The following is a 22,970-nucleotide window of genomic DNA, read 5'->3' as shown; positions in this document are numbered from 1 at the left end:
GCTTATCACGGCACAAACTCCACCCTCAACCCCCGACTCGCACTGCGCCCCTGATCATCACTGACCCGCAGCCGATACTCCCCCGACTTAACCGGCCGCCAGTTCAATGTGGCTTGCGGCGGGCCCTGGCCGATCAAGGTTTGATCAGCAAACCAGTACAGCGTCGCCGCATCGCTGGCCGCATTCGCGTTCAGCGGGATGCTTTCCTGGGGTTGGGACAGGCGCAACTGATAGCTCACTTGAGTCAGCGGCGAGCGAATCTGCGGGGCTTCGCTCTGGTCGCTGATGCGGTTGGGCTGGCAGTTTTTCATCACGTTGGGTGGCGTGCGGCGGGGCAGGCCGGCGGCGCGGTACAGGCGTTGTATGTCGCTGGGCCAGAATTCGAAGACTTCCTCGCGGGTGTATTGCGCCTCGAACGGCGGGCATGCGGCCTTGCCGGTACGGGTGTCGATCAGTACCGGGCGGTGCAGGTTGGACACGCGAATCGGTGACACGCCGGGGATGTACCAGGTCTTGCGGGTTTGCGGGCACCAGCGGTTGGGCAATTCGCCCGAGGCGGCGCAGACGTCGATGCGCACCAGGCCGGCGGGTGGTTTGTCGGCCTTGATCACGACGTTGGGCAAGGCCAGGGGCAGGGCGTCGGCGATACGGAAGAACAGCGGCGCGGCGGTCTTGGCACCGATAAACGCCGGGTTGGGGCGACCATCGAAGTTGCCCACCCACACCACCAGCACGTAGGGGCCGACCAGGCCTGCGCTCCACGCATCATGGAACCCCCAGGACGTGCCGGTTTTCCAGGCGGTGCGCCAGTGCCGCGCGGGCAGGCCATCCGGGCGTGGGTTACGGCGCAGCATGTCACGCACCATAAAGGCCGCCTGCGGGGTGAGGAGCTGCGGGCCGGTAGCCTGGGGCTGCTCCTGCAGATAGCGCAACGGCCGCAGATGGCCGTCGCCCGCCAGCATCACGTACAGCCTCGCCAGTTCCTCGGGGGTCATCTCACCGCCACCGAGGGCCAGGGCCAAGCCGTAATGGCTTTCACCGCGCAGGCCCTTGACCCCGGCGCGTTGCAGCAACCCATACAACGACGGCGACTTCACCTGGCTGGCCAGCCACACCGCCGGGATATTCCGGCTACGGATCAATGCATCCCGTGCGGTCAGCGGCCCGACAAAACTGCCGTCGAAATTTTCCGGCTGGAAGTAGCCGAAGTTACTGGGCAAATCCTTGAGGATACTCATGGGGTGGATCACCCCTTGATCCAGCGCCAGCCCGTAGAGAAACGGCTTGAGGGTCGACCCCGGCGAGCGGCGTGATAACACGCCGTTGACCTGGCCGTGGATGCCTGTGGATAAGTAATCCGCCGAGCCCACCAGCGCCTTGACGCTCTGGTCGCGGCTGTCGATCAGGATGGCCGTGGCATTTTCCACACCGGTGCTGCGCCGCTCGGCGATAAAGCCGCTGATCAGGCGTTCGAGCAGTTGCTGCAAGGGCAGGTTGAGGGTGCTGTTGAGTTCGTTGCCGGGCTGGGATGCCAACAGCTGCTCGCTCAGATGCGGCGCCAGGAAGGGGATCTGCTGGCGATTGCGGGCTTCCAGGGGCAGCTCGAGCAAACTGGCGTTACGCGGGTCTTGTGGATATGTTTCGCGCCAGTCATTCATCAAGCGCAGTCGCGCGTTTTGCAGTGACGGCCCGAAGCGTGCGCGCCGCCCCGGCTGCTGGGGAATCACCGCCAGCGCCAAGGCTTCGGACAACGACAACTGCGCCGCTGCCTTGCCGAAGTAGATGCGACTGGCCGCTTCGGCGCCTTCGATATTGCCGCCCATGGGCGCCAGGTTCAGGTACGCCTCAAGAATGTCGTGCTTGCTGTAGCGCGCCTCCAGCCACAGGGCCAAGGCCATCTGCTGCAATTTGCCGGGTACCTGGCGGGTGTTGAGATCCCACAGGCGCCGCGCCAATTGCATGCTCAAGGTCGAGCCGCCCTGGCGTTGGCCGCCGCTGTAGGTGGCCAGGGCCGCGCGCAGCAACGCCGGGGGATTGATCCCCGGGTGCCAATGGAAATTGCGGTCTTCCTTGAGCAGCAAGGCCTCCACCAGTGACGGCGAGATGCGCTCCAGCGGCAGCCATAAGCGGTATTGGCCGTCATCCGCCAGGGTCATGCGCAGCAGCGAACCGTCATCGGCCAGCACCACCCGTGACGACGTCACAGCCTGTTCCAGCGGAGCGTGGGGCCATAGCCGCAGCCCCGCCAGCACCAGCGCCGCTGCCAGCAGCGGCGCCAGGTGTTTAAGGCTTGGTAATTTCAAGCTGGCCTACTTTGCCGCGCCCTTGCAGGGTGGGTTCGTACATGCCTTCGGCGTAGGCCGGTGGCGTATTGAACGTGCCGGCGTTGGTGGCGCGCACGCGATAGACGAAGGTGCCTACGTCGCGCAGTGCCGTGCCGTACAACACCACCCGATCATCACGCACATCCACGTAGTCCGGCTGCCAGTTGCTCAGCTCGGTTTCGCCGATGGGCGCTTGCCAGGCATCGGCTTCTTGTTCGCTTTCTTCTACGTATTCGGACGCTTCGCCTTCACTTTCCTCGCTGCTGGCGGCTTCCGGCTCCGGCGGCAAGTTATACACAGGCTCGACGCCACCGGGCAGCAGGTCGACCACCGCCACTTGCTGCACTTGGTCACGGTCGGTGGCACGCAGGCGCAAGCGCACCAGGAACTCATCGCCCACCGCCACTGTGCTCACTGGGTCGCCTTTGAGGTCGAGGTATTCGTGGATGATCTCCAGCCCGTTGTTGATCGGCTTGAGCTTGGCACCCTTGTCGAAACCGGCTTCGCTGAGCATGTAGAACGCCGCCGGGCCGTCGGATTTTTCCATCAGCAGTTTTTGCGTGGCGCCCGGTACCGCCGCGCGCGGTGGCTGGCCGGCCATTTCCAGCAGTTGTTGCTGCTTGTCGCCCAGCCAGGCAGTGGCCTTGAGGGTCATATCGCTTTGCGCGCGCTGGCCGTAGTTGTCCAAGGCACGCAGTAACAGCGCCGCCGACAGCGAGTTGTAGCGCTGTTCGTTGAGGCGCTTGCCGAGTTTATCCAGCAGGGCGGTAGGAACATCGTCCAGCAACTCGGGGAAATGGCGAGCGAGCAGATGCAGGTGCTCGGCATCGTGGACCAGCGGGTCGTAATACAGGCCGTCGCTGTCCCACTTATCCACAAGCGAATGCCAAGGGATCTTGCGGAACAAGGTGTCGGCCTGGCGATCCTGCTTGAGCAGTTTGTAGCTGGCCGCCAGGTAGGCGGCGCCCAGGTCGTTCTGCCAGCTGTCCTTGAAGTAGCTCTCGTAACGCTCGCGGATATCGCTCAAGGCGCCGCTCACCAGAATCCCCTGACGACTCAACAGGTAACTGGCGTAGGCGCGGTTGCGCAATTCAGACAGGCCTTCGCTCGGGCCGTTGGCCAGGTCCGTCAGATAGCTGTTGGCGCGCACCAGCAGGTCTTCCGGCACCGGTAGCCCGCGCTCCTTGGCTTCGATCAGGAAATCGGTGGCGTACAGGCTGGCGTAGGGCGCCACATCCGGGTTGGCGGCCCACAAACCGAAACCACCGGCCTGGTTCTGGCGCTGACGCAACATGCGCACCGCGCTGCTGAAGGCCTGTTCTGCCTCGGGTGCGGTGCCGCCCCAGATCAACGCCGGCATAGCCTTGGACACCAGTTGTTCGGTGCAGGCATAACCGTAGTCATCCAGGTAATGCTTGAGGCCGTTGGCCCATACCAGCGGCGAGGCGGCCACACCCAGTTGTACGTCGCGCAACTGGCTGAACAGTTCACGGGTGGGCTTGAGCTCTTTGCTGGCGCTGTCGAAACGGCCCAGGCTCAGGGCTACGCGATGCTCGCTCAGGGGACGGATCGAGGTGGTTTCCGCCACCTGGATCCGCTTGCCATCCGGCAACACGGCGACAAAGCGCAAATCCGCCGAACCGAGGGTTTCGCCGACCTTGATCTTGAACTCGGCGGTGCCCTCTTTGCGCGGTTGCAGGGACAAGGTGCTGGCTTTGTCGCCCTGCACCACCAGGCCGGCGCTGGTCTGCACTTCAAACTTCACGTCCGCTGCCGCCTCGAGGTTGCTGAATACTCCGGCGCTGACGTTGAACACATCACCCGGCGCCACGAAGGCTGGCACGTTCGGCGTGATGACGATCGGGCCACGGACCTCGGTATTGGCCTCGCTGACGCCCACGCTGTCGGCGTCCACAGCCACCGCGAACAGGTGCAGCTTGCCGTTGAAGCTGTCCGGCACCTGGTAATGCAGCACGGTTTCACCGGCGGGCAAGTCCACCAGCCCGGACCACCAGGCCACTGGCGGCTGGTGTTTACGCTTGAACGGGTTGAGGTGATTGGCCAGGGCGCCTTCCGTATCGCCACCGGGCGCCGCCCCACTGAGCAGGCGGCTGAATTCCGGCAGGATCAGGTCAAGGATCTGACTGGTGCCGACTTCCAGCGCACGTTTCTGGAAGAAGAAGCCCAGCGGGTCCGGCGTCTGGTAGCGCGCTACCTGCAAGATGCCTTCGTCCACTGCATACACCACAGCACGGCCGGGGCGGTCGGCGTTGACCTTGATGTCCAGCGTCTGCCCCGGTTCGATTTTCGCCGGGCCCTCGACCTTCAACGCCATGCGCCGCGCATCGAGGTTGATGCTGAACGGCACCACCCCGTAGGACAGCGGGCTCATGTAGACCTCGGACGAGCCGATGTCGCGCACAAACTGCACGTTGACGTAGGCATTGCCCTCAAGCCCCGCAGGCACGCGGATATGTTGCACGCTGTTGGTACTGTCGGCCTTGAACCACTGCTGGACGTAGACCTTGTCCCGCTCGATGGTGATCAGGCCCGCACCGGTGTAAGGCGCGCGGATGCTGATCGCGATCTCATCGCCGGTGGCGTAGCTGCGTTTATCCAGGCGCAGTTGCAGCTCGGCGTTGCGTTCCAGGGAGCGCGAGGTATTCCCGCGTCCGGCCACGCTGTAGTCGATCTGGTTGAGCAGGTTGCCGTTGGCGTCCTTCACTTGCAGGGTGAAATCCCCTGGGGTGGCGGTGTTCAGGGCCTGCCTGGCGCCGTCCTTGGTCATCACCAGCGGCGAGGCCGGTTGGCTGATGTTCTTGATACGCGACTCGTACTTGTAGGTGCCGTTGGACTGTTTCACCAGTACCGACACGTAGCGGTGCTCGACCACTTCGCTGGTCAGGCCATCCACCGCCAGCGGGGTGAGGTCTGGCGCGACGGCCAGCCAGTGCACCTGGCGCGGGGCGTCCTTGGCGACGTACGACAGCGAGTCCTGACTTTTCACACCCACAAGGTAGGGCGCGGACGACACCAGCAAGGCACTTTGCGCCGCCACGTTACGGCCCCCTTCGGCCTCGAACACCTGGGTCATCACTTGCAAGCGATAGGTGCTGTTGGCGAAGCGTTGCAGGTTGAGGTCGAGTACGGCCTGGCCGTTGTCGTCGACGGTGGTTTCGGCCAGGTCTTCGGTGCTGGCCTCTTCCAGGGAATCGTTGAGGCGGAAACGGTAGTCGGGGTAACGCTCGAATGCCGCGAGCGTCGGGCTCAGGGACATCTTCGCGGTGACGCGACGGCCGGCCGCCGGGGCGCCGAACAGGTGCATCGCGGTGACCTTGGCCATAACCTGGTCCGGTGGAATCCAGCCCTGTACCGGGGTGTCGTGCAGGCTCAGGCTGACCTTCATGCGGTCCGGTTCGAAATCGCGGACCTTGAAGCTGACACTGCCGAGGTCGGTGCGGGTCTGTTTCTGGCCAATCAACTGCAAGGTCGCGGTGTAGTCACCGGCGGGGGCGACTTCGCTGCTGGGGAAATCAAAGGTTTCAAAACCGCTGGCAGACAGCTTCAGCGGCTGGCGAATCACTTCCAGGCCGCGCGGGTCGGTGATCTGCAGCTCCACGGGCAGGCCTTGCAGGGCACCTTTCCAGTTGCCGCTGCGCACGATCATGCCCAGGTGCGCGGTCTCGCCAGGGCGGTAGAGGCCACGGTCGGTGAACAGGTAGGCACTGAGGCGATCAATCGCGCCGTCTTCTTCCAAACCGCCTACGTCGAAGCGCGACAAATCCAGCTGCTGGGATTGACGGGCGATCGGCAGGAACGACTGGTCATTGCCGCGGGTGACCACATACATCAGCGGCGTTTTCTCACGGCGCAGTTCATCCAGCTTGGCGAAATGCACGTGGCCTTCACCGTCGGTGTGGCCGCTGCTTACCGGCAGACCGTTGCGGCCAATGATGTCGACCTGGGCGTCGGACACCGGCGAACCGTTGCCGATGGACTGCACATACACGTCATGGCTGCCATCGCTGGAGCGCTTGGCGATGATGCCGAGGTCGGTGACCACGATAAAGCGCAGGTCAGAGGTGGTGCTGCGCGAATAGTCGAACGTGCGCTCCGCCGGCTCATCCTGAGGGCTGAGCTTGAGCACGAAAATGCCGCGACGGCCTCCGTTGGCGGTGAGGTAGTGGCTCAGATCGACGTTGTCATACACGGTTTTCGCCGGGTCCGAGGACGACAGTGCAATATCCAGGGACTGGCGTTCAACCATGCGGTCGAAATACTCGTTGCCGAAATTGGGCCGGGCAAAGCTGCCGCTGCTCTGGTCCACCAGGTGCTGCAATTGGTTGGGCAGCAAGCGCGCGATTTCCACATGGGCGCCAGGTACACCACGGGCCATGAAACCCAGGCGTTTTTCGCCATTGAGGCTGAGCAACGCGCCGTCGGAGAGGAACTGCAAGGTGCGCGGATAAGCCGGCATGCTGATCAGCGAGGCTGTCGGGTTTTTCGCCAGGTAGCCACCGATGGCTTCCAGGTTGGCGGGCACGCGCACATACAGCGCACGGCCGGCCGGGGCCTTGAACTTGAAGGCGTGCAGGGTGTTCAGCGGTTCGACGCTGGGCACGTGGGTCAGCGTGACCTTGGTACTGCGGGCCAGCAGGGCATCGTCGATGTCGTTGCTGTTATAGGGACGGGTGTCGTCCTGGGCTTTTTCCGGCAACAGCCAGGCCTGGACCTTACCGGCAATGGTGTCATCGGCCACGGCACTGGAGCTGCTGAACATCAGCACCGGCTCAGGCTCGCCGCGTTCGTTATCCACAAAGCTCACTTCGGCGCCGGTAAAGGTCAGGCGATAGCGGCCGGGCACGGTGACTTCCGCGACCAGCGGCGCGGTGCTGGCGTTGCCGCCGTCGCGGGCCTTGATGCCTTCATCCAGCTTGGCGCTGACCGGCGTGCTTTCCAGCGGTGTGGCCAGGGCGGCGGAGCGCACGTAGGCGTTCAGCCTAGTCTCGTCGAAGCTGATGTCCGGGCGGTTGGGCAACTGGGCGTCGCGGTAGGCCAGGCCTTTGCCGAGAGTGACCGAAACGCGCTTGCGCAGGCTGTCTTCATCGACCGGGTGGGAAAAATGGAAGGTCGCCACCAGTTGTTTCAGCGTCGGGTTCGACGGGTCTTGATACAACTCGTTGTGTGCCAGGGTGGCGCGGAACGGCTGGGTGGAGAACTGGCTGCTGTACTGGCTGAGCAGTACGCCATCGGCCAGCAAACCTTTCCTGGCCAGATCAAGGGTGTAACCCGCTTCGATAGGCCAGTCTTTCTCCGGCACGAACAGCAGCGTGCGGTCATCGGACCAACGCCAGCTCCCGGCCACATTGGGTTTGAGGGTGATGCCTTCGGTGACCGGCTTGCCAATGGCGGCCAGCGGGGCCACCGATTCGGCAAAACGCACTTGCAAGTTATCCACAACCGGCGGTTGCTGGGTGTAGTCCGTCAGGTTGGGTTTGTGCAGCGAATAGCCCACGGTGTGGGGTTGCGGCAGGTTGGAGTACCAGTGCCAGCCATAGAAGCCAGCGGCCGCCAGCAGCACCAGGCCCAATATGCCGGCACCGGCCTGGCGCGGATAAGCGCGGGCTTTGTTACCCAGGTTCGCCAGGCCACGGCCGATGGCGCGCAGCCACAGCGGCGGATGCCATTGGCCGAAAACGGCCCCCACCACAGTCAGAAACACACCGACAACACGACGGCTGATGGCTTTGAGCGAATCGAACATGGTGAGCATCCCTGGCTAAGTGCGGCGTATCTTACAGGGTCTTTGATACAAAAGATGACGCCGATACGCCGCACGGCGGGGATGTTTACCGAGTCAGCGGGGGCCCATGCATTCTAGCGAGCGGTCTACCATCACTTTGGCCATTTCCATGAGGTGTCCGGCGGCTTTGGGCGAGTCGCGCAACTGTTCGGCACAGTGGAGCAGGTCTGAGGCGTAGACCAGTGCGTCTTCGAAGCTGATTTCGGGGTGGGGGATGAAAAAGGGATGGGGCGGACCGGGTTTTACTTTGCTCATTGCGGTAACTCCAATGTAGGGAATTGGAGCTGCCACGAGTCGCGACTAAACGATGGGGTGGCAGCTGTACGCAGGTTAGTCGACCGGAACATTGGGAACCCGGCGCACCCGAAGGTGCCCTGCGCACAGCCACCATAAAGCGTTGGCAGAAAAAAACGCCATGCTTGAGATGGCGCTTGTGCGCCCAATGTAAATCTTTCCCGAGCGACTAAACCCGGTCACTGAATTGGCAGTGACGAACGCAGACTAGCCACCGAAAAGGCAGGGCACAAGCGGCTGGGATTCTCTCGGAAATGTCCTGCGAAAGAAAGGGAAGCGAGAGGTAGGAGCAGCGCTTTCAGACTTTGCTTAAGCCTCGAAAACACCAGAAACCAATGTGGGAGGGGGCTTGCCCTAATGCCAGTCAGTTAAGGAGGAACACTGTAACTGTGGTGAGCGGGCTTGCCCCGCGTTGGGCTGCGCAGCAGCCCCAAAACACAGCCCCGGACCTGCCTGGCACACTGCAGCGCTCTTATTGGGGCTGCTGCGCAGCCCAACGCGGGGCAAGCCCGCTCGCCACAGGTTACTGTTTGCCCGTTCTATCTCTTAACTGATCGGCATTGGGGCAAGCCCCCTCCCACAGTTTGATCTTCATTGGGCTTGAGAGGGGAGGGTCAGGTCCACCAGTAGCGCACGAGGTGGAAGAAAATCGGCGCCGCAAAACATACCGAATCCAGCCGATCCAGCATCCCGCCGTGGCCTTCGATCATATGCCCCCAATCCTTCACCCCCCGGTCGCGCTTGATCGCCGACATCACGATGCCGCCGGCGAAGCCGAGCAGGTTGATCAGCAAGGCGATCAGGAACGACTGCCACGGGTTGAACGGCGTGGTCCACCACAGCGCCGCACCGATCAGGGATGACAGCAAAATCCCGCCGACAAAGCCTTCCACGGTTTTCGACGGCGACAGGTTGGGCGCGATCTTGTGTTTGCCGAACAGCTTGCCGCACACGTACTGCAGCACGTCCGAGAGTTGCACCACGATCACCAGGTAGGCGATCAGCAGCAGGTTGCGGCCTTCGTAGCCGGGGATGTCGAGAGTCAGCAGGGCGGGCACGAACGACACGCAGAACACTGCGATCATCAGCCCCCATTGCACTTTGGAGGCGCGTTCCAGGAAGTGCGTGCTGTCGCCGCCGAGGGAGGCCAGGATCGGCAGCAGCAGGAACACGTACACCGGGATAAAGATCGAGAACAGCCCGTACCAGTCCGAGTAGATCAGCAGGTATTGCAACGGCAATGCCAGGTAGAACGCGGCCACCAGGGCCGGGTAGTCGCTGCGCCGGGTCGGCGTGAGGGTGAGGAATTCGCGCAGGGCATAGAACGACACCGCGTAGAACAGCAGGATCACCGCACCGGTACCGAGCCAGAAGGCGATACCGATGACCACCACCATCACCCACCAGGCGTTGATGCGGGCGTTGAGGTTGTCGATCACCGCATTGGGCGTGCCACGGGTGCGCAGTTTGAGGATGAGGCCGATCAGCGAGGCGAGCACCAGGATCGCGCCGATGCCGCCGAATAACATCAGGGTTTGGCTATCCATCTCAGGAATGCTCCGGGGCGAGGGCGAGCAGGGCGTCGCGGGTTCGGGCAAGGAACGCGGCTTTGTCTTCGCCTTCTTCCAATTGCAAGGGGGCGCCGAAGCTGGTGGTGCACAGCAAAGGCAGCGGAAGCACGCGGCCCTTGGGCATGACCCGGTTGAGATTGGCGATCCACACCGGGATCAACTCGGCCTGTGGGTAACTTTTGGCCAGATGGTAGATGCCGCTTTTGAACGGCAGCAAGCCGTCCTCCAGATTGCGTGTGCCTTCGGGAAAGATGATCAGCGAGTCGCCGCCTTCCAGCGCGGCGAGCATGGGCTGCAGGGGGTTATCCACAGGGTCCTTGCGCTCGCGGTCGATCAGCACGCCATTGAACACGCGGTTGATGATGTAGCGGCGTAGGGCGCTTTTGTTCCAGTAATCGCTGCCGGCCACCGGGCGCGTGAATTTGCGCAGGTTCTGCGGCAGCGAGGCCCACAGCAGCACGAAGTCGCCGTGGCTGCTGTGGTTGGCGAAATAGATACGTTGCACCGGCACTGGCGCGCAACCCAGCCACAGGCTGCGGGCGCCGGTGACGGTGCGGGCCATGGAGGTAATCAGCGTGGCGACCACGGGTTCGAACATGGGGATTCCTTATGCGGCGAAAGGCAGCCAGGGGCTGGCGAGGATCACGGCGAGGGTCAGCAGCGCTTGCGCGCCCAGCAGCCAGGCTTGTTTGCGCAGCAATTTGAGGGCGCCGCGACGGCGCTCGGTCCAGGGCCGGCCGGCCCGCTTGGGCGATTGCAGGCCAAGGGTCTGCAGGGCTTGATCGAGGTCCGCCGTGCGCTCGATGTCGCGGGCCAGCAGGGCGAACAGGTCGGCGTCAAAGGCCACCCGCAGCGCCCAGTACTTTTGCAGCAGCCCCAGGATAATCATCCACAGGCTGAGCAGCAGGCAGATGGTTGAAACACTCGCCATCAGCAACTGGGCCAGGCCGAATAACACCCCGGCCACGGTCAGGCCTGTGGATAACTGATCCAGCGAACGGCCACGGCGCAGCAGGCTGGCGACCACCTGGAGTTCCATATCAGCGGGCATGGGGCAAACCCTCCAATGCTTGACGATGAGCAGGATGCAGGACCACATGGGCCCGCGCTGTACGAATAATAGCCAGCGCTTGGTCCACCGTGGCAGCGCGCCCACTGTGCAGCAGCCAGGCGGCGATGGCGGTGGCGCTGCGTGAGTAGCCAAGGGCGCAGCACACCAGCACCGGGCCGCTTGCACGCAGGCGCTCGATGGCCTCGGCGGCTTGCTGGCAGTCGGCGGGTGTCGGGGCGATCAGGTCCAGCACCGGGATGCTTTGATACGCACGGCCTTGTGGATTAATCGGCAATTCGGCACAGAGGTCGACGATGGCGCTGAATGAATTTTGCTCTTTCGCACTGGGAATTCGCCCCAGCCAGACGTTATCCACAATCAGGTCCGGCTGTGGGTGTTTGCGTGTCCACAGGCGCGAGTTTATCCACGCCGCGGCCAGGTAGGGTGCGTACAGCCAACGCGCAGCAGGTGTAAGCCGGCCATCGCTGCGTTTTTGAAAGCCCGCAGCGCCGAGCACCAGGTAATTCGCCTTGATCAGGCCCAGGGACACCGCGGGCCAGAGCAGCCATAACCAGCCGCCGCCCAGGGAAAACGCCAGAATCGCCAGTGCCAAGGCTCCCAGGCCGTAGCGCAGGCCCACGCGCCAGCGCTTCGAATCCCGGGTCAGCCGTGCATTCAGCAAGGGGCTTGGGTGTTCCACCGGCCACAGCCACACGCATAGCCAGCCGGCGAGGGCGCCTGTGGGTAAGTCGATAAAGTGATGTTGATAAGTGGTCAGCACCGAAATACCGATCAAGGCGAACCAGCCATGCACCAGCCAGCGCCATAACCCTTGGGTGTGGCGCTGATACATGACCCACAGGATCACCAGCAGCGCGATATGCAGCGAGGGCGCCTGGTTGAAGGGTTTGTCGAACCCCGCCAATACGGCAAACAGCCAGCCGAACACACCATCCAGCTCCGGCCGCTCGAAGGTGAAGCGCAGCGGCCAGATCAGGAAGCAACTTACGGCGATGACCTGCGCGCTGAGCAGGCGCAGCGCGTGTTGCTTCAGCTCATGGCGGCTGTTGGGCAGCAGCAGGGAGAAACCGTAAAGCAGGTCGATGGACCAATAGGGCACGATGGTCCATGCCCAGAACGGCATATGGGTTTCCCAGCCGAACACCAGGGTGCCGACATCGCTGCGCTGGCTTGTAACCCACGTGGCGAAGCCGTAGGTGCTGAAAAACAGCGGCGCCAACAGCAGCAGCCACAGCACCGCTGGTTTCAATAGACCGGGTTCGCGCATGGTCAGATCTTCTGGGCCAGGGACACGGTAAAGATGCCCCACTCATCCACACGCTGGGTGATCTTGCGAAAGCCCGCGGCTTCTACCAACTGATCCATTTCTGCCTGGCTGCGACGGCGCATCACCCAGGCCTGGCCCTGGCGATGGCTGGTCAGTGCGCGGGCGATCAGTTCCAGTTGCGGGTGCCATGGCTGGCCGGTGTAGACCAAGTAACCGCCGGGCTCCACGGCTTCAGCCAGGCCGGCCAACGAACCACCGACCATGGCGTTATCGGCAAACAATTCATACAACCCGGACACCACCGCCAGCGTCGGCTTGGGTTGCAGTGCCGCCAAATCCAAGCGGTCAAACGCATCGCCTTTGACGAACTGCGCGATGTCTCCCAGGCCCTTCTCACGAATCAGCGCGCCACCGTCACGCACGTTGATGTCGCTGTAGTCGCGCAGCAGGATCGATTCCGGCAGCGGCGACACGCCCTGCAAGGCTTCAAGAATGTAGCGCCCGTGGCCGGCGGCGATGTCGACGATGCGCACTTCGCGCTGTTCATCCCTCAGCTTGGCCATGGCCAGGCGCAGCAGTTCCTCGACGTTCAACTTGCGCTGGCGAATACCGCGCCAGCCGATGGAGTTGAGGTAGTTGGTGTCGATCATGCGGCCCAGCCCGCCTTTGCCGGTGGGCGTGTTGCGGTACACGTAGTCCAGGGTGCTGCCGGAGTCGAAGCCGGTGTCGAAGCCCAGCTTGACGCCGTCCGACAGGTTCTTGCCCAGGCCCATGCTGGCGCGGGTCAGGCGCCAGTACAGGTCGCGCAGGGAATTGCGCGGCAAGGGCGCTGCGAGGGATTCGGATTCGGCGCAGGTGGCGCCCAGTTTGTCGGCGTCCAGCAGGGACGCACGGTCCAGCGGGTGTGCGAAGTTCTGCAGGATAAAGCGCCTGGCGCTGCTCACGGCCACCGCGCGGTCACGCTCGCCGAGGGTGTCGTGGAAAAAACCGGGGAGGATATGCAGTTCTTTTTTCAGGCTGCCAAGGCGGTCGAAAAATTGCTGCTGGGGTTTGCGGTGCACCACAAAGTCGGCGCCCGAGACCAGCACTTGGGTCGGCACCTGGATCGCCTGGGCATCGGCGACAACCCGGTCGGCGGCTTCGTACAGGCCCAGCAGCACGTTCACCGAGATGGCCTTGGTGATCAGCGGGTCGCTGTCGTAGGACGCCACGCGCTCCGGGTCATGGCTGAGGAACTTGGCCTTGACGTAGCTGTTGACGAAGAAGTTGCCGCGAAACCTGCGCATGAGCGCCAGGCCCGGCCGGGCAAAGGGCACGTACAGCTTGACCTTGAACGCCGGGGACGCGAGCACCAGGGCGCGGATTTTCGGCGCGTAGTCATGCACCCAGGTGGCTGCGATCACCGCGCCGACACTTTGGGCAATCACGGCACAGTCTTCTTCCTCGATGCCATAGGTGGCGCCGATATGGTCGCGGAAAGTTTGCACATCACGGGCGCTGGTGGCGAAGCTCGGGCTGTCGCCGCGTTCGCCAGGCGATTGGCCGTGACCCCGTGCGTCCCAGGCGAAGAAGTCGAACTGCGGCAAGTCCAGTTCATCCACCAGGTGCGCGATACGCCCCGAGTGCTCATGGCCGCGATGGAACAGCAGGATCGCCTTGCGCGGCTCGCCGTCCGCCGGCGCGCTGGCCGGCCAATGACGGTAGAAAAGCTCGACGCCGTCATGGGTACTGAAGGTGTGCTCTTGCTGTTCGCGCATTGCAAAATCCTTATGCAGAAGGGGAGATAGGTTGTTCTTCTTTCAAACCCTGGCGCACCCGGTTGACCAGGGTGTAGGCGAGCAGGGCGGCGACCAGCCACATCACAGTGTCGACCCAGCCAGCGCCGAGCCAGCCCAGCGCTACACCGGTGGCCAGCACGCCGAGGACAAACGCGCGGTCACTCTTGCCCATCGGCCCGTCATAGCGCCGTGACGCGCCGACCATCGGCCCCAGCACCCCGGCGTATTCGCTGAACACCGCCAGCAGCGCCACCAGCAGCACCGGCACCAGGCTCACGCCGGGGATCAGCGCGAAGGGCAGGATCAACGCACTGTCGGCAATCACGTCGCACAATTCATTGAGGTAGGCGCCCAGGCGCGACTGCTGGCCGAATTCCCGGGCGAGCATGCCGTCGATGGCGTTGAGGGCCATGCGCAGGATCATCCACAGCGGGATCAGCGCAAACAGCCACAGGTGCTGGGCGAAGCTGGCGATCAACAGGCCGACCAGCAGGGAAATGACCCCGGCGAGCACGGTGATCTGGTTGGCCGTGGTGCCATTGTCATAGAGGCGCTGCACGAGGGGACGCAGCAGGTTCTGAAACCGCGGTTTGAGCTGATAGATCGAAATCATGGGGGTGACGCTTCCTTGTCCGAGAGCCCGCGAAAAACTGCCTGGAGTGTGCCGATTATTCATGGCCTATACCAGTGATGGCGCGTGTTTATGGGGGTTTAGTCACGATCTGGAAAGCACTGAAGGACAAATGTGGGAGGGGGCTTGCCCCCGATGGCGGTCTACCGGTTGATGCATGTGCCGGCTGACCCATCGCCATCGGGAGCAAGCCCCCTCCCACAGGAGATTTCTGCCATGTTCAAAAACCCTGTTTAACGAACAAAAATTTCACGCCGCGTGTTATATCGTAACGAATTGTGTACAAGCGGGCGTGAGTGGATGCAAGTGGATCTAGAGGCGGACGGCGCTTCGGTGGAAGGCCTGCCGCGTTTTCAGCAAGGGCTGTTCCATGCCCGCCGATTGCGGCAAGCCGGTATCAGTCTGACAGTACTGGCCGTAGTCGGTTGGGTGCTGGCGTTGTTTGTCGCGCTGTTTGCACCGTTGTCGATCTGGCCGGTGGTGTTGATCAACTGCGCATCGGCCCTGCTGGTGCTGGTGGCAGGGCTGCAGTCGGCGTGGTGGGTGGCCGATTGGCGGGCCCAGGCGCTGGAGGCGCCGGCGGCCGAATTGCCCGTTGAAGAAACGGGTCGCTACGCGCGCCTTGTGGAACGCTTTGGCCGGCAGATCGGCGCCCCGGTCTTGTGGCTGGGCGGCTGGTCGCTGCTGGCGCTGGTCAGCATCATCGAATTCTGGAACCTGGGCCTGTCCTCGGCGCCTGTCGGCCAAGCGGCCAGCGTGGGGGCGGCATTGGCGTTGGCCCTGGCGTTTGGCTTGCTGGTGTTCGAACGGCGCCTGGCTCAGGAAACCACGGCCCAGTGGCCGGAAGCCGCGCAACTGGCGCAGTTGAGCCGGGTGGCGATTACCTGCCTGGTGGTGAGTGCCATTTGCCTGCTGTTTGCCGGGGCCGAGTCGGTCTGGCCGTTGCGCCTGGCGGTGCTGGTCGGGCTGTTGCCGGCGCTGGTAGCGCTGGAGTTTCTATTAAGAGGCCTGCTGTCGCTGTTCAGCCCGCGCCAGCCGCGCCTTGAACCACGCCTGATGGCGCAGAGTTTCATCGCCGGGTTGCTGCGCTGGCCGCCACAACCGTTGCTGGCGTTGCAGCACGAATTACACAACCGTTTCGGCATCGACCTGCGCCAGATCTGGGCGTTTACCTACATGCGCCGGGCGTTTTTGCCGGTGCTGCTGGTGGTGCTGGCGGTCGGCTGGGCGCTGACCGGCGTGCATGAAGTGCCCCTGCAAGGCCGTGGGATTTATGAGCGCTTTGGCAAGCCCGTCGAGGTGTTCGGCCCGGGCCTGCATACCGGCTTGCCCTGGCCCCTGGGCCGCGTGATCAACGTGGAGAACGGCGTGGTGCATGAGTTGGCCACCAGCGTCAGCGAAGCCTCTACTCCGGAGCTGGCGCCTGCCGAAGGCCCGGCACCGCTGATTGCCAATCGGTTGTGGGACGCCAGCCATGTGAATGACAAATCCCAGGTGATCGCCAGCAGCAGCGGCGATAAACAGAGCTTCCAGATCGTCAATATGGATGTGCGCTTCGTTTACCGCATTGGCCTCACCGACCAGGCCGCGCTCGCCGCCACCTATAACAGCGCGGATGTGCCGACCCTGATCCGCAGCACCGCCAGCCGCATCCTGGTGCACGATTTTGCCTCGCGTACCCTCGACGAATTGCTCGGCGAACAACGCACGCGCCTGGCCGACGAAATCGGCCGCGCCGTGCAGGCAGACTTGCAGGCACTCGACAGCGGTGTGGAAATCCTCGCCACTGTCGTGGAAGCCATCCACCCACCGGCCGGCGCCGCCAATGCCTACCACGGCGTGCAAGCCGCGCAGATCGGCGCCCAGGCCCTGATCTCCCGCGAGCGCGGCGCCGCCAGCGAACACACCAACCAGGCCTTGCTGCAAGCCAGCACGGCCCGCGACCAGGCCTTGGCCACCGCCCGCGAAGTGAATGCCGGCGCCCAAGCGGCCGACCTGCGCTTTACCGCCGAACAAAAGGCCTACGCCACGGCCGGTCGGGCCTTTGTGCTGGAACAGTACCTGGGCCAACTCAGCCTGGGCCTGGCCCACGCCAAGCTGCTTATTCTGGATCACCGCCTGGGCGCCGATGGCGCGCCGACGATTGATCTGCGTTCTTTTACTTTGCCGGCCGACCCTTCGCTGCCGCGTAAAGCCGTTCAATAAGGAGTCTGTCTGTTGAGCGCTCATTCTCACGATCATGGTCACCACCACGGCCACCATCACCCTCATCACGGTGATGAACAGGCGGCGGGTCCTTTCCCTTGGCGGCGTATGGCCTGGGCGGTGTTGCTGGTGCTGTTCGCGGTGGCGGCGGCGAGCCTGGTGCAGGTGCGCTCCGGCGAGGCCACGGTGATTACCCGCTTCGGCAACCCGTCGCGGGTGTTGCTGGAACCGGGCCTGGGCTGGCGTTGGCCGGCGCCGTTCGAAGCGGCGATCCCGGTGGACTTGCGCCTGCGCACCACCTCCAGCGGCTTGCAGGATGTGGGCACGCGCGACGGCCTGCGGATTATCGTGCAGGCCTATGTGGCGTGGCAGGTGCAGGGCGATGCCGACAATGTGCAGCGCTTTATGCGCGCCGTGCAGAACCAGCCGGATGAGGCGGCGCGGCAGATCCGCACCTTTGTCGGCTCGGCGCTGGAAACCACGGCGGCCAGCTTTGACCTGTCGAGCTTGATCAACACTGACGCCAGCCAGGTGCGCATTGCCGATTTCGAGGCGCAGCTGCACCAGCAGATTGATCAACAATTGCTCACCACCTATGGCGTGCGCGTGGCGCAGGTGGGGATCGAGCGGCTGACGTTGCCGTCGGTCACGCTCACCGCCACCGTCGACCGCATGCGTGCCGAGCGTGAAACCATCGCCACCGAACGCACGGCCGTGGGCAAGCGCGAGGCCGCGCAGATTCGCTCCGCGGCTGAGCGTGATGCGCGCATCGTGCAGGCCGATGCCACGGTGAAAGCCGCCGACATCGAAGCCCAGTCGCGGGTCGAAGCCGCGCAGATTTATGGGCGTGCCTACGCCGGCAATCCGCAGCTGTATAACCTGCTGCGCTCCCTGGATACCCTGGGCACGGTCGTGACCCCCGGCACCAAAATCATCCTGCGCACCGACGCCGCGCCCTTTCGCGCGTTGGTGGACGGGCCCAAGGACGTTCAGCCATGACCGAGCGTGACAGCCCGGACAGCCCCTGGATCCAGGCCGGGCGCCTGACGTTCCTGGCGTTGTACGCGGTGACGGTGTTGGCCGCATTGGCATGGGCGTTTTCCAATGTGCGGCAGATCGACCCGCAGAACCGTGCGGTGGTGCTGCACTTCGGCGCCCTCGACCGCATCCAGAATGCCGGGCTGCTGCTGGCCTGGCCGCAGCCGTTAGAGCAGGTGGTGTTATTGCCGGCGGCCGACCGGGTGATCGAGCGTCGGGTGGAGAACCTGTTGCGTTCCGATGCGGCGGTGCAGGCTGATCGTGTGGCCAGTTTCGCCACGCCCTTGAGCGATGCCCTGGCCGGCTCCGGCTACCTGCTGACCGGCGATGCCGGAGTGGTGCAGCTGGATGTGCGGGTGTTCTACAAGGTCACCGAACCCTACGCCTTTGTGTTGCAGGGCGCGCATGTGCTGCCGGCCCTGGATCGCCTGGTGACCCGCAGCGCCGTGGCCCTGACGGCGGCGCGCGATCTGGACACGATCCTGGTGGCGCGCCCCGAATTGATCGGTACCGACAACGGCGCCGCCGAGCGTCGCGAGCGGCTGCGGGGTGACTTGGTGCAATGCATCAACAAGCGCCTGGCCGAGTTGGCCGCCACCGGTCTGGGGCTGGGCATCGAGGTGACGCGGGTCGATGTGCAATCGAGCCTGCCGGGCCCGGCGGTGAACGCATTCAACGCCGTACTCACCGCCAGTCAACAAGCCGACAAAGCCGTGGCAAACGCCCGGACCGAAGCGGAAAAACTCACCCAGACCGCCAACCAGCAGGCCGACCGCCTGGTGCAGGTTGCCCACGCCCAGGCCAGTGAACGCCTGGCCAATGCCCAGGCGCAAACGGCCACGGTCGCCAGCCTGGCCCAGGTCAAAGACCCGGGCTTGCTGTTGCGCCTGTACCGCGAGCGTATGCCGAAGATTCTCGGCCAGGCCGGTTCGGTGACCACGGTCGATCCTAAAGACGACTCCCGCTTGATCATCCAGGGAGCCGAACAATGAGCGCACCCATGCTGACCTCCGCCGAACAGCGCAGCGCTGCCCGACAATTGACCCTGGCCATGCTCGCCCTGGGCTTGCTGACGCTGGGCCTGGTATGGCGCTGGCTGGCGCCGGACCAGACGGGCGTCAGCCAGTTGCTGCTCGGTGTGGCCTCGTTGCTGGTGGCGGTGCCGGTGATGCGCTCGGCCTGGTACAGCCTGCGTTTTCCCAGCCTGCATGGCATTACCGACCAACTGATCGCCCTGGCGATGCTCGGCGCCTGGGCCACCGGCGATCTGCTCACCGCCGCGCTGCTGCCGATCATCATGATCTTCGGCCACGTATTGGAAGAGCGCAGTGTGATCGGCTCCCAGGAGGCGATTCATGCCCTGGGCAAACTGACCCGCAGCCATGCGCGGCGGGTGCAGGCCGACGGCAGCATCATCGAAGTGGATAACGGCACCCTGAGCACCGGGGATATCGTCGAGGTGCGCGCCGGTGATCGGGTGCCCGCCGATGGCGTGGTGCTGTCGGGCCAGGCGAGCCTGGACACGGCGCCGATCACCGGTGAGTCGGTACCGTTGGAAGCCAGTGTGGGTGTGCAGGTGTTTGGCGGGGCGATCAACCTCGATGGCCTGTTGCGCCTGCAAGTGACGCGCACCGGCAACGAGTCGACCCTGGGCAAAGTCATCGCGCTGATGCAGAACGCCGAACGTTCCAAGCCGCCGATCACGCGGCTGCTGGAGCGTTACGCGGGCAGCTATATGGTGTTGGTATTGCTGCTGGCGGCAGTAACCTGGTTTGTGACCAATGACGCCCAGGCGATGCTCGCGGTGCTGGTGGCGGCGTGCCCCTGCGCCCTGGTGCTGTCGGCACCGGCAACGGCGATTGCCGGGATTGCCGTGGCGGCCCGGCACGGGATCCTGATTCGCAGCTCGGCGTTCCTCGAAGAGTTGGCGGACCTGACCTCGCTGGTGGTGGACAAGACCGGCACCCTGACCTTCGGCACCCTGCGCTTGCAGTCCATCGAGACCTCGTCGACCGACCGCCAGGCGCTGCTCAACCTGGCGGCCAGCCTCGGTTCGGCCAGTAGCCACCCGGTCAGCCGTGCGTTGGCGGGGTTGGCGACTCAGGCGCAACTGCTGGCGCTCACGGATATTCGCGAGCGCCAGGGCTTAGGCGTTGTGGCACAGACCGAGCAGGGCGAAGCGGCGTTGGGCCGTCCCGAGTTGTTCGAGCAATTGGGTATTGTCACGACGACGGTGCCCAACCATGACGGCCCGATTGCCGGGCTGGCCCTGAACGGGCAGTTCCTGGCCTGGCTGCTGCTGGCCGACAGCGTCAAGCCGGAGGCGCGCCAGGCCCTGCAAGAGTTGCGGGATTTGGGCCTGGGTCGCCAACTGCTGCTGACTGGCGACCGTCAAAGCGTGGCCGACAGCCTGGCGCTGGACGTGGGCATCAGCGATGTCGAAGCCCAGGCGTTGCCGGAAGACAAGCTCAACCGCGTGCTGGGGGAAATCGGCAGCGGCTTCCGGCCCATGGTGGTCGGTGATGGGATCAACGATTCCCTGGCGCTCAAGGCTGGCGTGGTTGGGGTGGCCATGGGCGCGGGTGGGGCGGACATTGCGCTGGCCTCGGCGGATGTGGTGTTGATCGGCAGCGACCTGCGGCGCCTGGGCACCTGTGTGCGCTTGAGTCGCCAGTGCCGGCGTACGTTGCAGGTCAACGTGGTCATCGGCCTGGGCTGGACCTTGGCTATCGTGGTGTTTGCCGCCTTTGGCTGGTTGGGCGCTGCGGGGGCGATGATTGCGGCGGTGTTGCATAACCTCAGCACCTTGCTGGTACTGGGCAATGCCGGGCGTTTGCTGCGGTTTCAGGAGCCGCTGTCGAAGCTTGAGGATTAATTTCAGAAATATTTGCACACGGCTGTAACGCCGATAAGGGGCCTCACTCTAGTGCTGTGTCGAGACTGGGCACTCCGTTCAGACCGACGCCACTACCGATCATGAGGAATACGAGAATGAAGATTAAATCCGCTGCTGCTGGTGCTGCCCTGGCGATGGCCGCCGCCACCATGTTTGCCGGTGTTGCGACCCAGGTACAAGCCGCCGATGCGCAAGTGCATTGCTACGGCGTGACGTCCTGCAAAGGCATGAACGACTGCAAAACCGCTGAAAACGCCTGCAAAGGCCAGGCGGTGTGCAAGGGCCACGGCTTCAAGGCCATGACCAAGGCCGCCTGTGACGCAGCGGGCGGCAAAGTCGGCGAATAACCGGCAAACGAGTGCAACCGCAGCGGCAGCCCCCACCGCTGCGGACACTTTGCCCAGGAGCGAGTCATGTCCGCGTCCCTTCCAAGTCTGGGTTACGGCCTGGGTTTACGCAGTGAGTACTACCAGCAGATCCTTGAACAAGCGCCGGCCGTGGATTGGTTCGAAGTGATCTCCGAGAACTATCTGGTGCAGGGCGGTAAAGCCTTGTACTACCTGGATGCGATAGCCGAGCGTTACCCGTTGGTGATGCACGGTGTGTCCCTGTCCATCGGCGGCCCCCACCCCGTCGACATGGACTACCTGAAACACCTCAAGCAGCTCGCGGAGCGCATCCAGCCCGCGTGGATTTCCGATCATTTGTGCTGGAGTCGTGGCAGCGCGCACCAGTTGCATGACCTGCTGCCCCTGCCTTACACCGAAGAAAGCCTCTACTACGTAGCTGCTCGCGTTCGCCAAGTGCAGGATGTGTTGCAGCGCCCGCTGGTGCTGGAAAACGTCTCCAGTTATGTGCGTGCCAAGGCGGATGAATTCACCGAATGGGAATTCCTCAATGCCCTGGCCCACCTGTCGGGCTGCCAGTTGCTGCTTGACGTTAACAATGTGTATGTCAGTGCGCGCAACCATGGCTTCGATGCCTGGACCTTTATCCGCAACCTGCCGCCCGACAGCATCCGCCAGCTGCATCTGGCAGGGCATATGGATTACGGCGACTACGTGGTCGATACCCACGACCATCCGGTGTGCGATCCGGTGTGGGCGTTGTATCAACAGACCCTGGAGCATTTCGGGCCGGTCTCGACGCTGTTGGAGCGCGATGACCATTTCCCGCCGTTCGAAGAGCTCCTCACCGAGCTGGAAAAGGCCCGCAAGCTAGGCGCCGCAGCCTTGGCCCGGAGGTCGTTATGCGCCTGATCGACTGGCAGTTGGCCTTTGAACAGCACCTGTCAGCGCAGACGCCAGATACCACCAATGGCTTTGCCGCCACGTTATTGGGTGGGCCGACGCTGGACGTGGACACCGGCCTGGCGATCTACCACAACGCTTATCTGGCACGGCTGCAGGAGGTGTTGCGGCACGACTTCAGCGCCATCCGGTATTGGCTGGGGGATGATGAGTTTGCGCTGCTGACGCAAGCCTATGTGCGTCGTTATCCCTCGGCTCACTACAGCCTGCGCTGGTTGGGCGAGCGGTTTCCGGCGTTTATCCACGAGCACCTGGTGGCCGAGCAAAGTGCGCCGCTGGTTGAACTGGCCCAGTTGGAGTGGGCCTTCACCCTGGCGTTCGATGCGCCGCAGGGTGAGCCGCTGACCCAGGATGATATGGCGGTGCTGCCGCCCGAGGATTGGCCCGGTTTGCAGGTCTTCCTGACACCATCCGTACAGCAGCGGCTTTGCCACTTCAACACCGTGGCCATCTGGCGTGCCAGCAAGGATGGCGCGGATTTCCCCGACAGCCACACCTTGGACTTCGCACAGATCTGCCTGGTATGGCGCGATCAGAATGTGTGCCGTTATCGCAGCCTGGGACCGGCCGAGGCGTTTGCGCTGGCGGGGATGGTGACGACCGGTTGGACCTTCGCAGAACTGTGTGCGCAACTGGCAGTCACTTATGGAGAGGGTGCACCACTGCAAGCGGTGACATGGCTGAAACAGTGGATCCAGGACGGTTTGCTCCAGCGCCGGGCCCCATAGAAGAACGCTATCAAATCGATAGCCTCCTACTTTTTATCGGGATGGTCTACCCT

16 protein-coding genes are annotated in these 22,970 nt (G+C 63.7%); 7 read left to right on the top strand and 9 right to left on the bottom strand.

Features of this window, described 5'->3' with window-relative positions; genetic code table 11:
• Positions 1–5: 5 nt before the first annotated feature.
• The 9 genes from pbpC to FX984_RS19110 form a co-directional block, all read right to left on the bottom strand.
• Positions 6–2,303, bottom strand: a complete 2,298-nt coding sequence (gene pbpC, locus FX984_RS19150; protein ID WP_027608182.1) for a penicillin-binding protein 1C — start codon at positions 2,301–2,303, stop codon at positions 6–8.
• The gene (locus FX984_RS19145) at positions 2,284–8,088 is read right to left on the bottom strand and encodes an alpha-2-macroglobulin (protein WP_146476903.1); all 5,805 of its coding nucleotides are present in this window, start codon (positions 8,086–8,088) and stop codon (positions 2,284–2,286) included. Before FX984_RS19145 ends, pbpC begins: the two co-directional genes overlap by 20 nt.
• Positions 8,089–8,181: 93 nt before the next feature.
• Complete coding sequence (locus tag FX984_RS19140; protein ID WP_065937920.1) at positions 8,182–8,382, bottom strand: DUF3077 domain-containing protein; 201 nt, start codon at positions 8,380–8,382, stop codon at positions 8,182–8,184.
• Positions 8,383–9,035: 653 nt separating this feature from the next.
• Complete coding sequence (locus tag FX984_RS19135) at positions 9,036–9,968, bottom strand: phosphatidate cytidylyltransferase (RefSeq protein WP_017528659.1); 933 nt, start codon at positions 9,966–9,968, stop codon at positions 9,036–9,038.
• A 1-nt stretch (position 9,969) separates the two neighbouring features.
• Entirely contained in the window at positions 9,970–10,590 is a 621-nt protein-coding gene (locus FX984_RS19130; protein ID WP_027608186.1) for a lysophospholipid acyltransferase family protein, read from the bottom strand.
• A 9-nt stretch (positions 10,591–10,599) separates the two neighbouring features.
• Complete coding sequence (locus FX984_RS19125) at positions 10,600–11,043, bottom strand: hypothetical protein (protein ID WP_027608187.1); 444 nt, start codon at positions 11,041–11,043, stop codon at positions 10,600–10,602.
• Complete coding sequence (locus FX984_RS19120; RefSeq protein WP_027608188.1) at positions 11,033–12,331, bottom strand: phosphatase PAP2/dual specificity phosphatase family protein; 1,299 nt, start codon at positions 12,329–12,331, stop codon at positions 11,033–11,035. The genes FX984_RS19125 and FX984_RS19120 overlap by 11 nt, the downstream gene beginning before the upstream one ends.
• 2 nt (positions 12,332–12,333) lie before the next feature.
• The gene (locus FX984_RS19115; protein ID WP_027608189.1) at positions 12,334–14,088 is read right to left on the bottom strand and encodes a bifunctional alpha/beta hydrolase/class I SAM-dependent methyltransferase; all 1,755 of its coding nucleotides are present in this window, start codon (positions 14,086–14,088) and stop codon (positions 12,334–12,336) included.
• A 10-nt stretch (positions 14,089–14,098) separates the two neighbouring features.
• Positions 14,099–14,722 (bottom strand): CDP-alcohol phosphatidyltransferase family protein, encoded by a 624-nt coding sequence (locus FX984_RS19110; RefSeq protein ID WP_027608190.1) that lies wholly within the window; start codon positions 14,720–14,722, stop codon positions 14,099–14,101.
• 318 nt (positions 14,723–15,040) lie between these two features.
• Here FX984_RS19110 and hflK (FX984_RS19105) point away from each other — a divergent pair, with 318 nt between their 5' ends.
• The 7 genes from hflK (FX984_RS19105) to FX984_RS19075 all read left to right on the top strand — a co-directional run bounded on the left by hflK (FX984_RS19105) (position 15,041) and on the right by FX984_RS19075 (position 22,917).
• Positions 15,041–16,945 (top strand): protease modulator HflK, encoded by a 1,905-nt coding sequence (gene hflK, locus FX984_RS19105; protein ID WP_146476905.1) that lies wholly within the window; start codon positions 15,041–15,043, stop codon positions 16,943–16,945.
• A gap of 12 nt (positions 16,946–16,957) precedes the next feature.
• A complete protein-coding gene (gene hflC / locus FX984_RS19100; RefSeq protein ID WP_146476906.1) occupies positions 16,958–17,944 on the top strand; it encodes a protease modulator HflC in 987 nt (328 codons plus the stop codon).
• Positions 17,941–18,975, top strand: a complete 1,035-nt coding sequence (gene hflK / locus FX984_RS19095; protein ID WP_146476907.1) for a protease modulator HflK — start codon at positions 17,941–17,943, stop codon at positions 18,973–18,975. Before hflC ends, hflK (FX984_RS19095) begins: the two co-directional genes overlap by 4 nt.
• On the top strand, positions 18,972–20,858 hold the full coding sequence (locus tag FX984_RS19090; protein ID WP_092355971.1) for a cation-translocating P-type ATPase: 1,887 nt from the start codon (positions 18,972–18,974) through the stop codon (positions 20,856–20,858). The genes hflK (FX984_RS19095) and FX984_RS19090 overlap by 4 nt, the downstream gene beginning before the upstream one ends.
• Positions 20,859–20,974: 116 nt before the next feature.
• On the top strand, positions 20,975–21,226 hold the full coding sequence (bufA2, locus tag FX984_RS19085) for a BufA2 family periplasmic bufferin-type metallophore (protein ID WP_027608195.1): 252 nt from the start codon (positions 20,975–20,977) through the stop codon (positions 21,224–21,226).
• Positions 21,227–21,292: 66 nt separating this feature from the next.
• The gene (gene bufB / locus FX984_RS19080; protein WP_027608196.1) at positions 21,293–22,138 is read left to right on the top strand and encodes an MNIO family bufferin maturase; all 846 of its coding nucleotides are present in this window, start codon (positions 21,293–21,295) and stop codon (positions 22,136–22,138) included.
• Positions 22,129–22,917 (top strand): HvfC/BufC N-terminal domain-containing protein, encoded by a 789-nt coding sequence (locus tag FX984_RS19075; RefSeq protein WP_146476909.1) that lies wholly within the window; start codon positions 22,129–22,131, stop codon positions 22,915–22,917. Before bufB ends, FX984_RS19075 begins: the two co-directional genes overlap by 10 nt.
• The last annotated feature ends 53 nt before the right edge of the window (positions 22,918–22,970 follow it).

The sequence above is a fragment of the Pseudomonas marginalis genome, from assembly GCF_008692035.1.
Taxonomy (GTDB): domain Bacteria; phylum Pseudomonadota; class Gammaproteobacteria; order Pseudomonadales; family Pseudomonadaceae; genus Aquipseudomonas; species Aquipseudomonas marginalis.
This window is presented reverse-complemented; position numbering and strand designations above follow the sequence as displayed.

What these genes read in the sequence shown, in the direction of transcription:
- FX984_RS19145 (WP_146476903.1), bottom strand. Translation starts at nt 8,088, where the DNA reads ATGTTCGATTCGCTCAAAGCCATCAGCCGTCGTGTTGTCGGTGTGTTT.
- FX984_RS19140 (WP_065937920.1), bottom strand. Translation starts at nt 8,382, where the DNA reads ATGAGCAAAGTAAAACCCGGTCCGCCCCATCCCTTTTTCATCCCCCAC.
- FX984_RS19135 (WP_017528659.1), bottom strand. Translation starts at nt 9,968, where the DNA reads ATGGATAGCCAAACCCTGATGTTATTCGGCGGCATCGGCGCGATCCTG.
- FX984_RS19130 (WP_027608186.1), bottom strand. Translation starts at nt 10,590, where the DNA reads ATGTTCGAACCCGTGGTCGCCACGCTGATTACCTCCATGGCCCGCACC.
- FX984_RS19125 (WP_027608187.1), bottom strand. Translation starts at nt 11,043, where the DNA reads ATGCCCGCTGATATGGAACTCCAGGTGGTCGCCAGCCTGCTGCGCCGT.
- FX984_RS19120 (WP_027608188.1), bottom strand. Translation starts at nt 12,331, where the DNA reads ATGCGCGAACCCGGTCTATTGAAACCAGCGGTGCTGTGGCTGCTGCTG.
- FX984_RS19115 (WP_027608189.1), bottom strand. Translation starts at nt 14,088, where the DNA reads ATGCGCGAACAGCAAGAGCACACCTTCAGTACCCATGACGGCGTCGAG.
- FX984_RS19110 (WP_027608190.1), bottom strand. Translation starts at nt 14,722, where the DNA reads ATGATTTCGATCTATCAGCTCAAACCGCGGTTTCAGAACCTGCTGCGT.
- hflK (WP_146476905.1), top strand. Translation starts at nt 15,041, where the DNA reads ATGCAAGTGGATCTAGAGGCGGACGGCGCTTCGGTGGAAGGCCTGCCG.
- hflK (WP_146476907.1), top strand. Translation starts at nt 17,941, where the DNA reads ATGACCGAGCGTGACAGCCCGGACAGCCCCTGGATCCAGGCCGGGCGC.
- FX984_RS19090 (WP_092355971.1), top strand. Translation starts at nt 18,972, where the DNA reads ATGAGCGCACCCATGCTGACCTCCGCCGAACAGCGCAGCGCTGCCCGA.
- bufA2 (WP_027608195.1), top strand. Translation starts at nt 20,975, where the DNA reads ATGAAGATTAAATCCGCTGCTGCTGGTGCTGCCCTGGCGATGGCCGCC.
- bufB (WP_027608196.1), top strand. Translation starts at nt 21,293, where the DNA reads ATGTCCGCGTCCCTTCCAAGTCTGGGTTACGGCCTGGGTTTACGCAGT.
- FX984_RS19075 (WP_146476909.1), top strand. Translation starts at nt 22,129, where the DNA reads ATGCGCCTGATCGACTGGCAGTTGGCCTTTGAACAGCACCTGTCAGCG.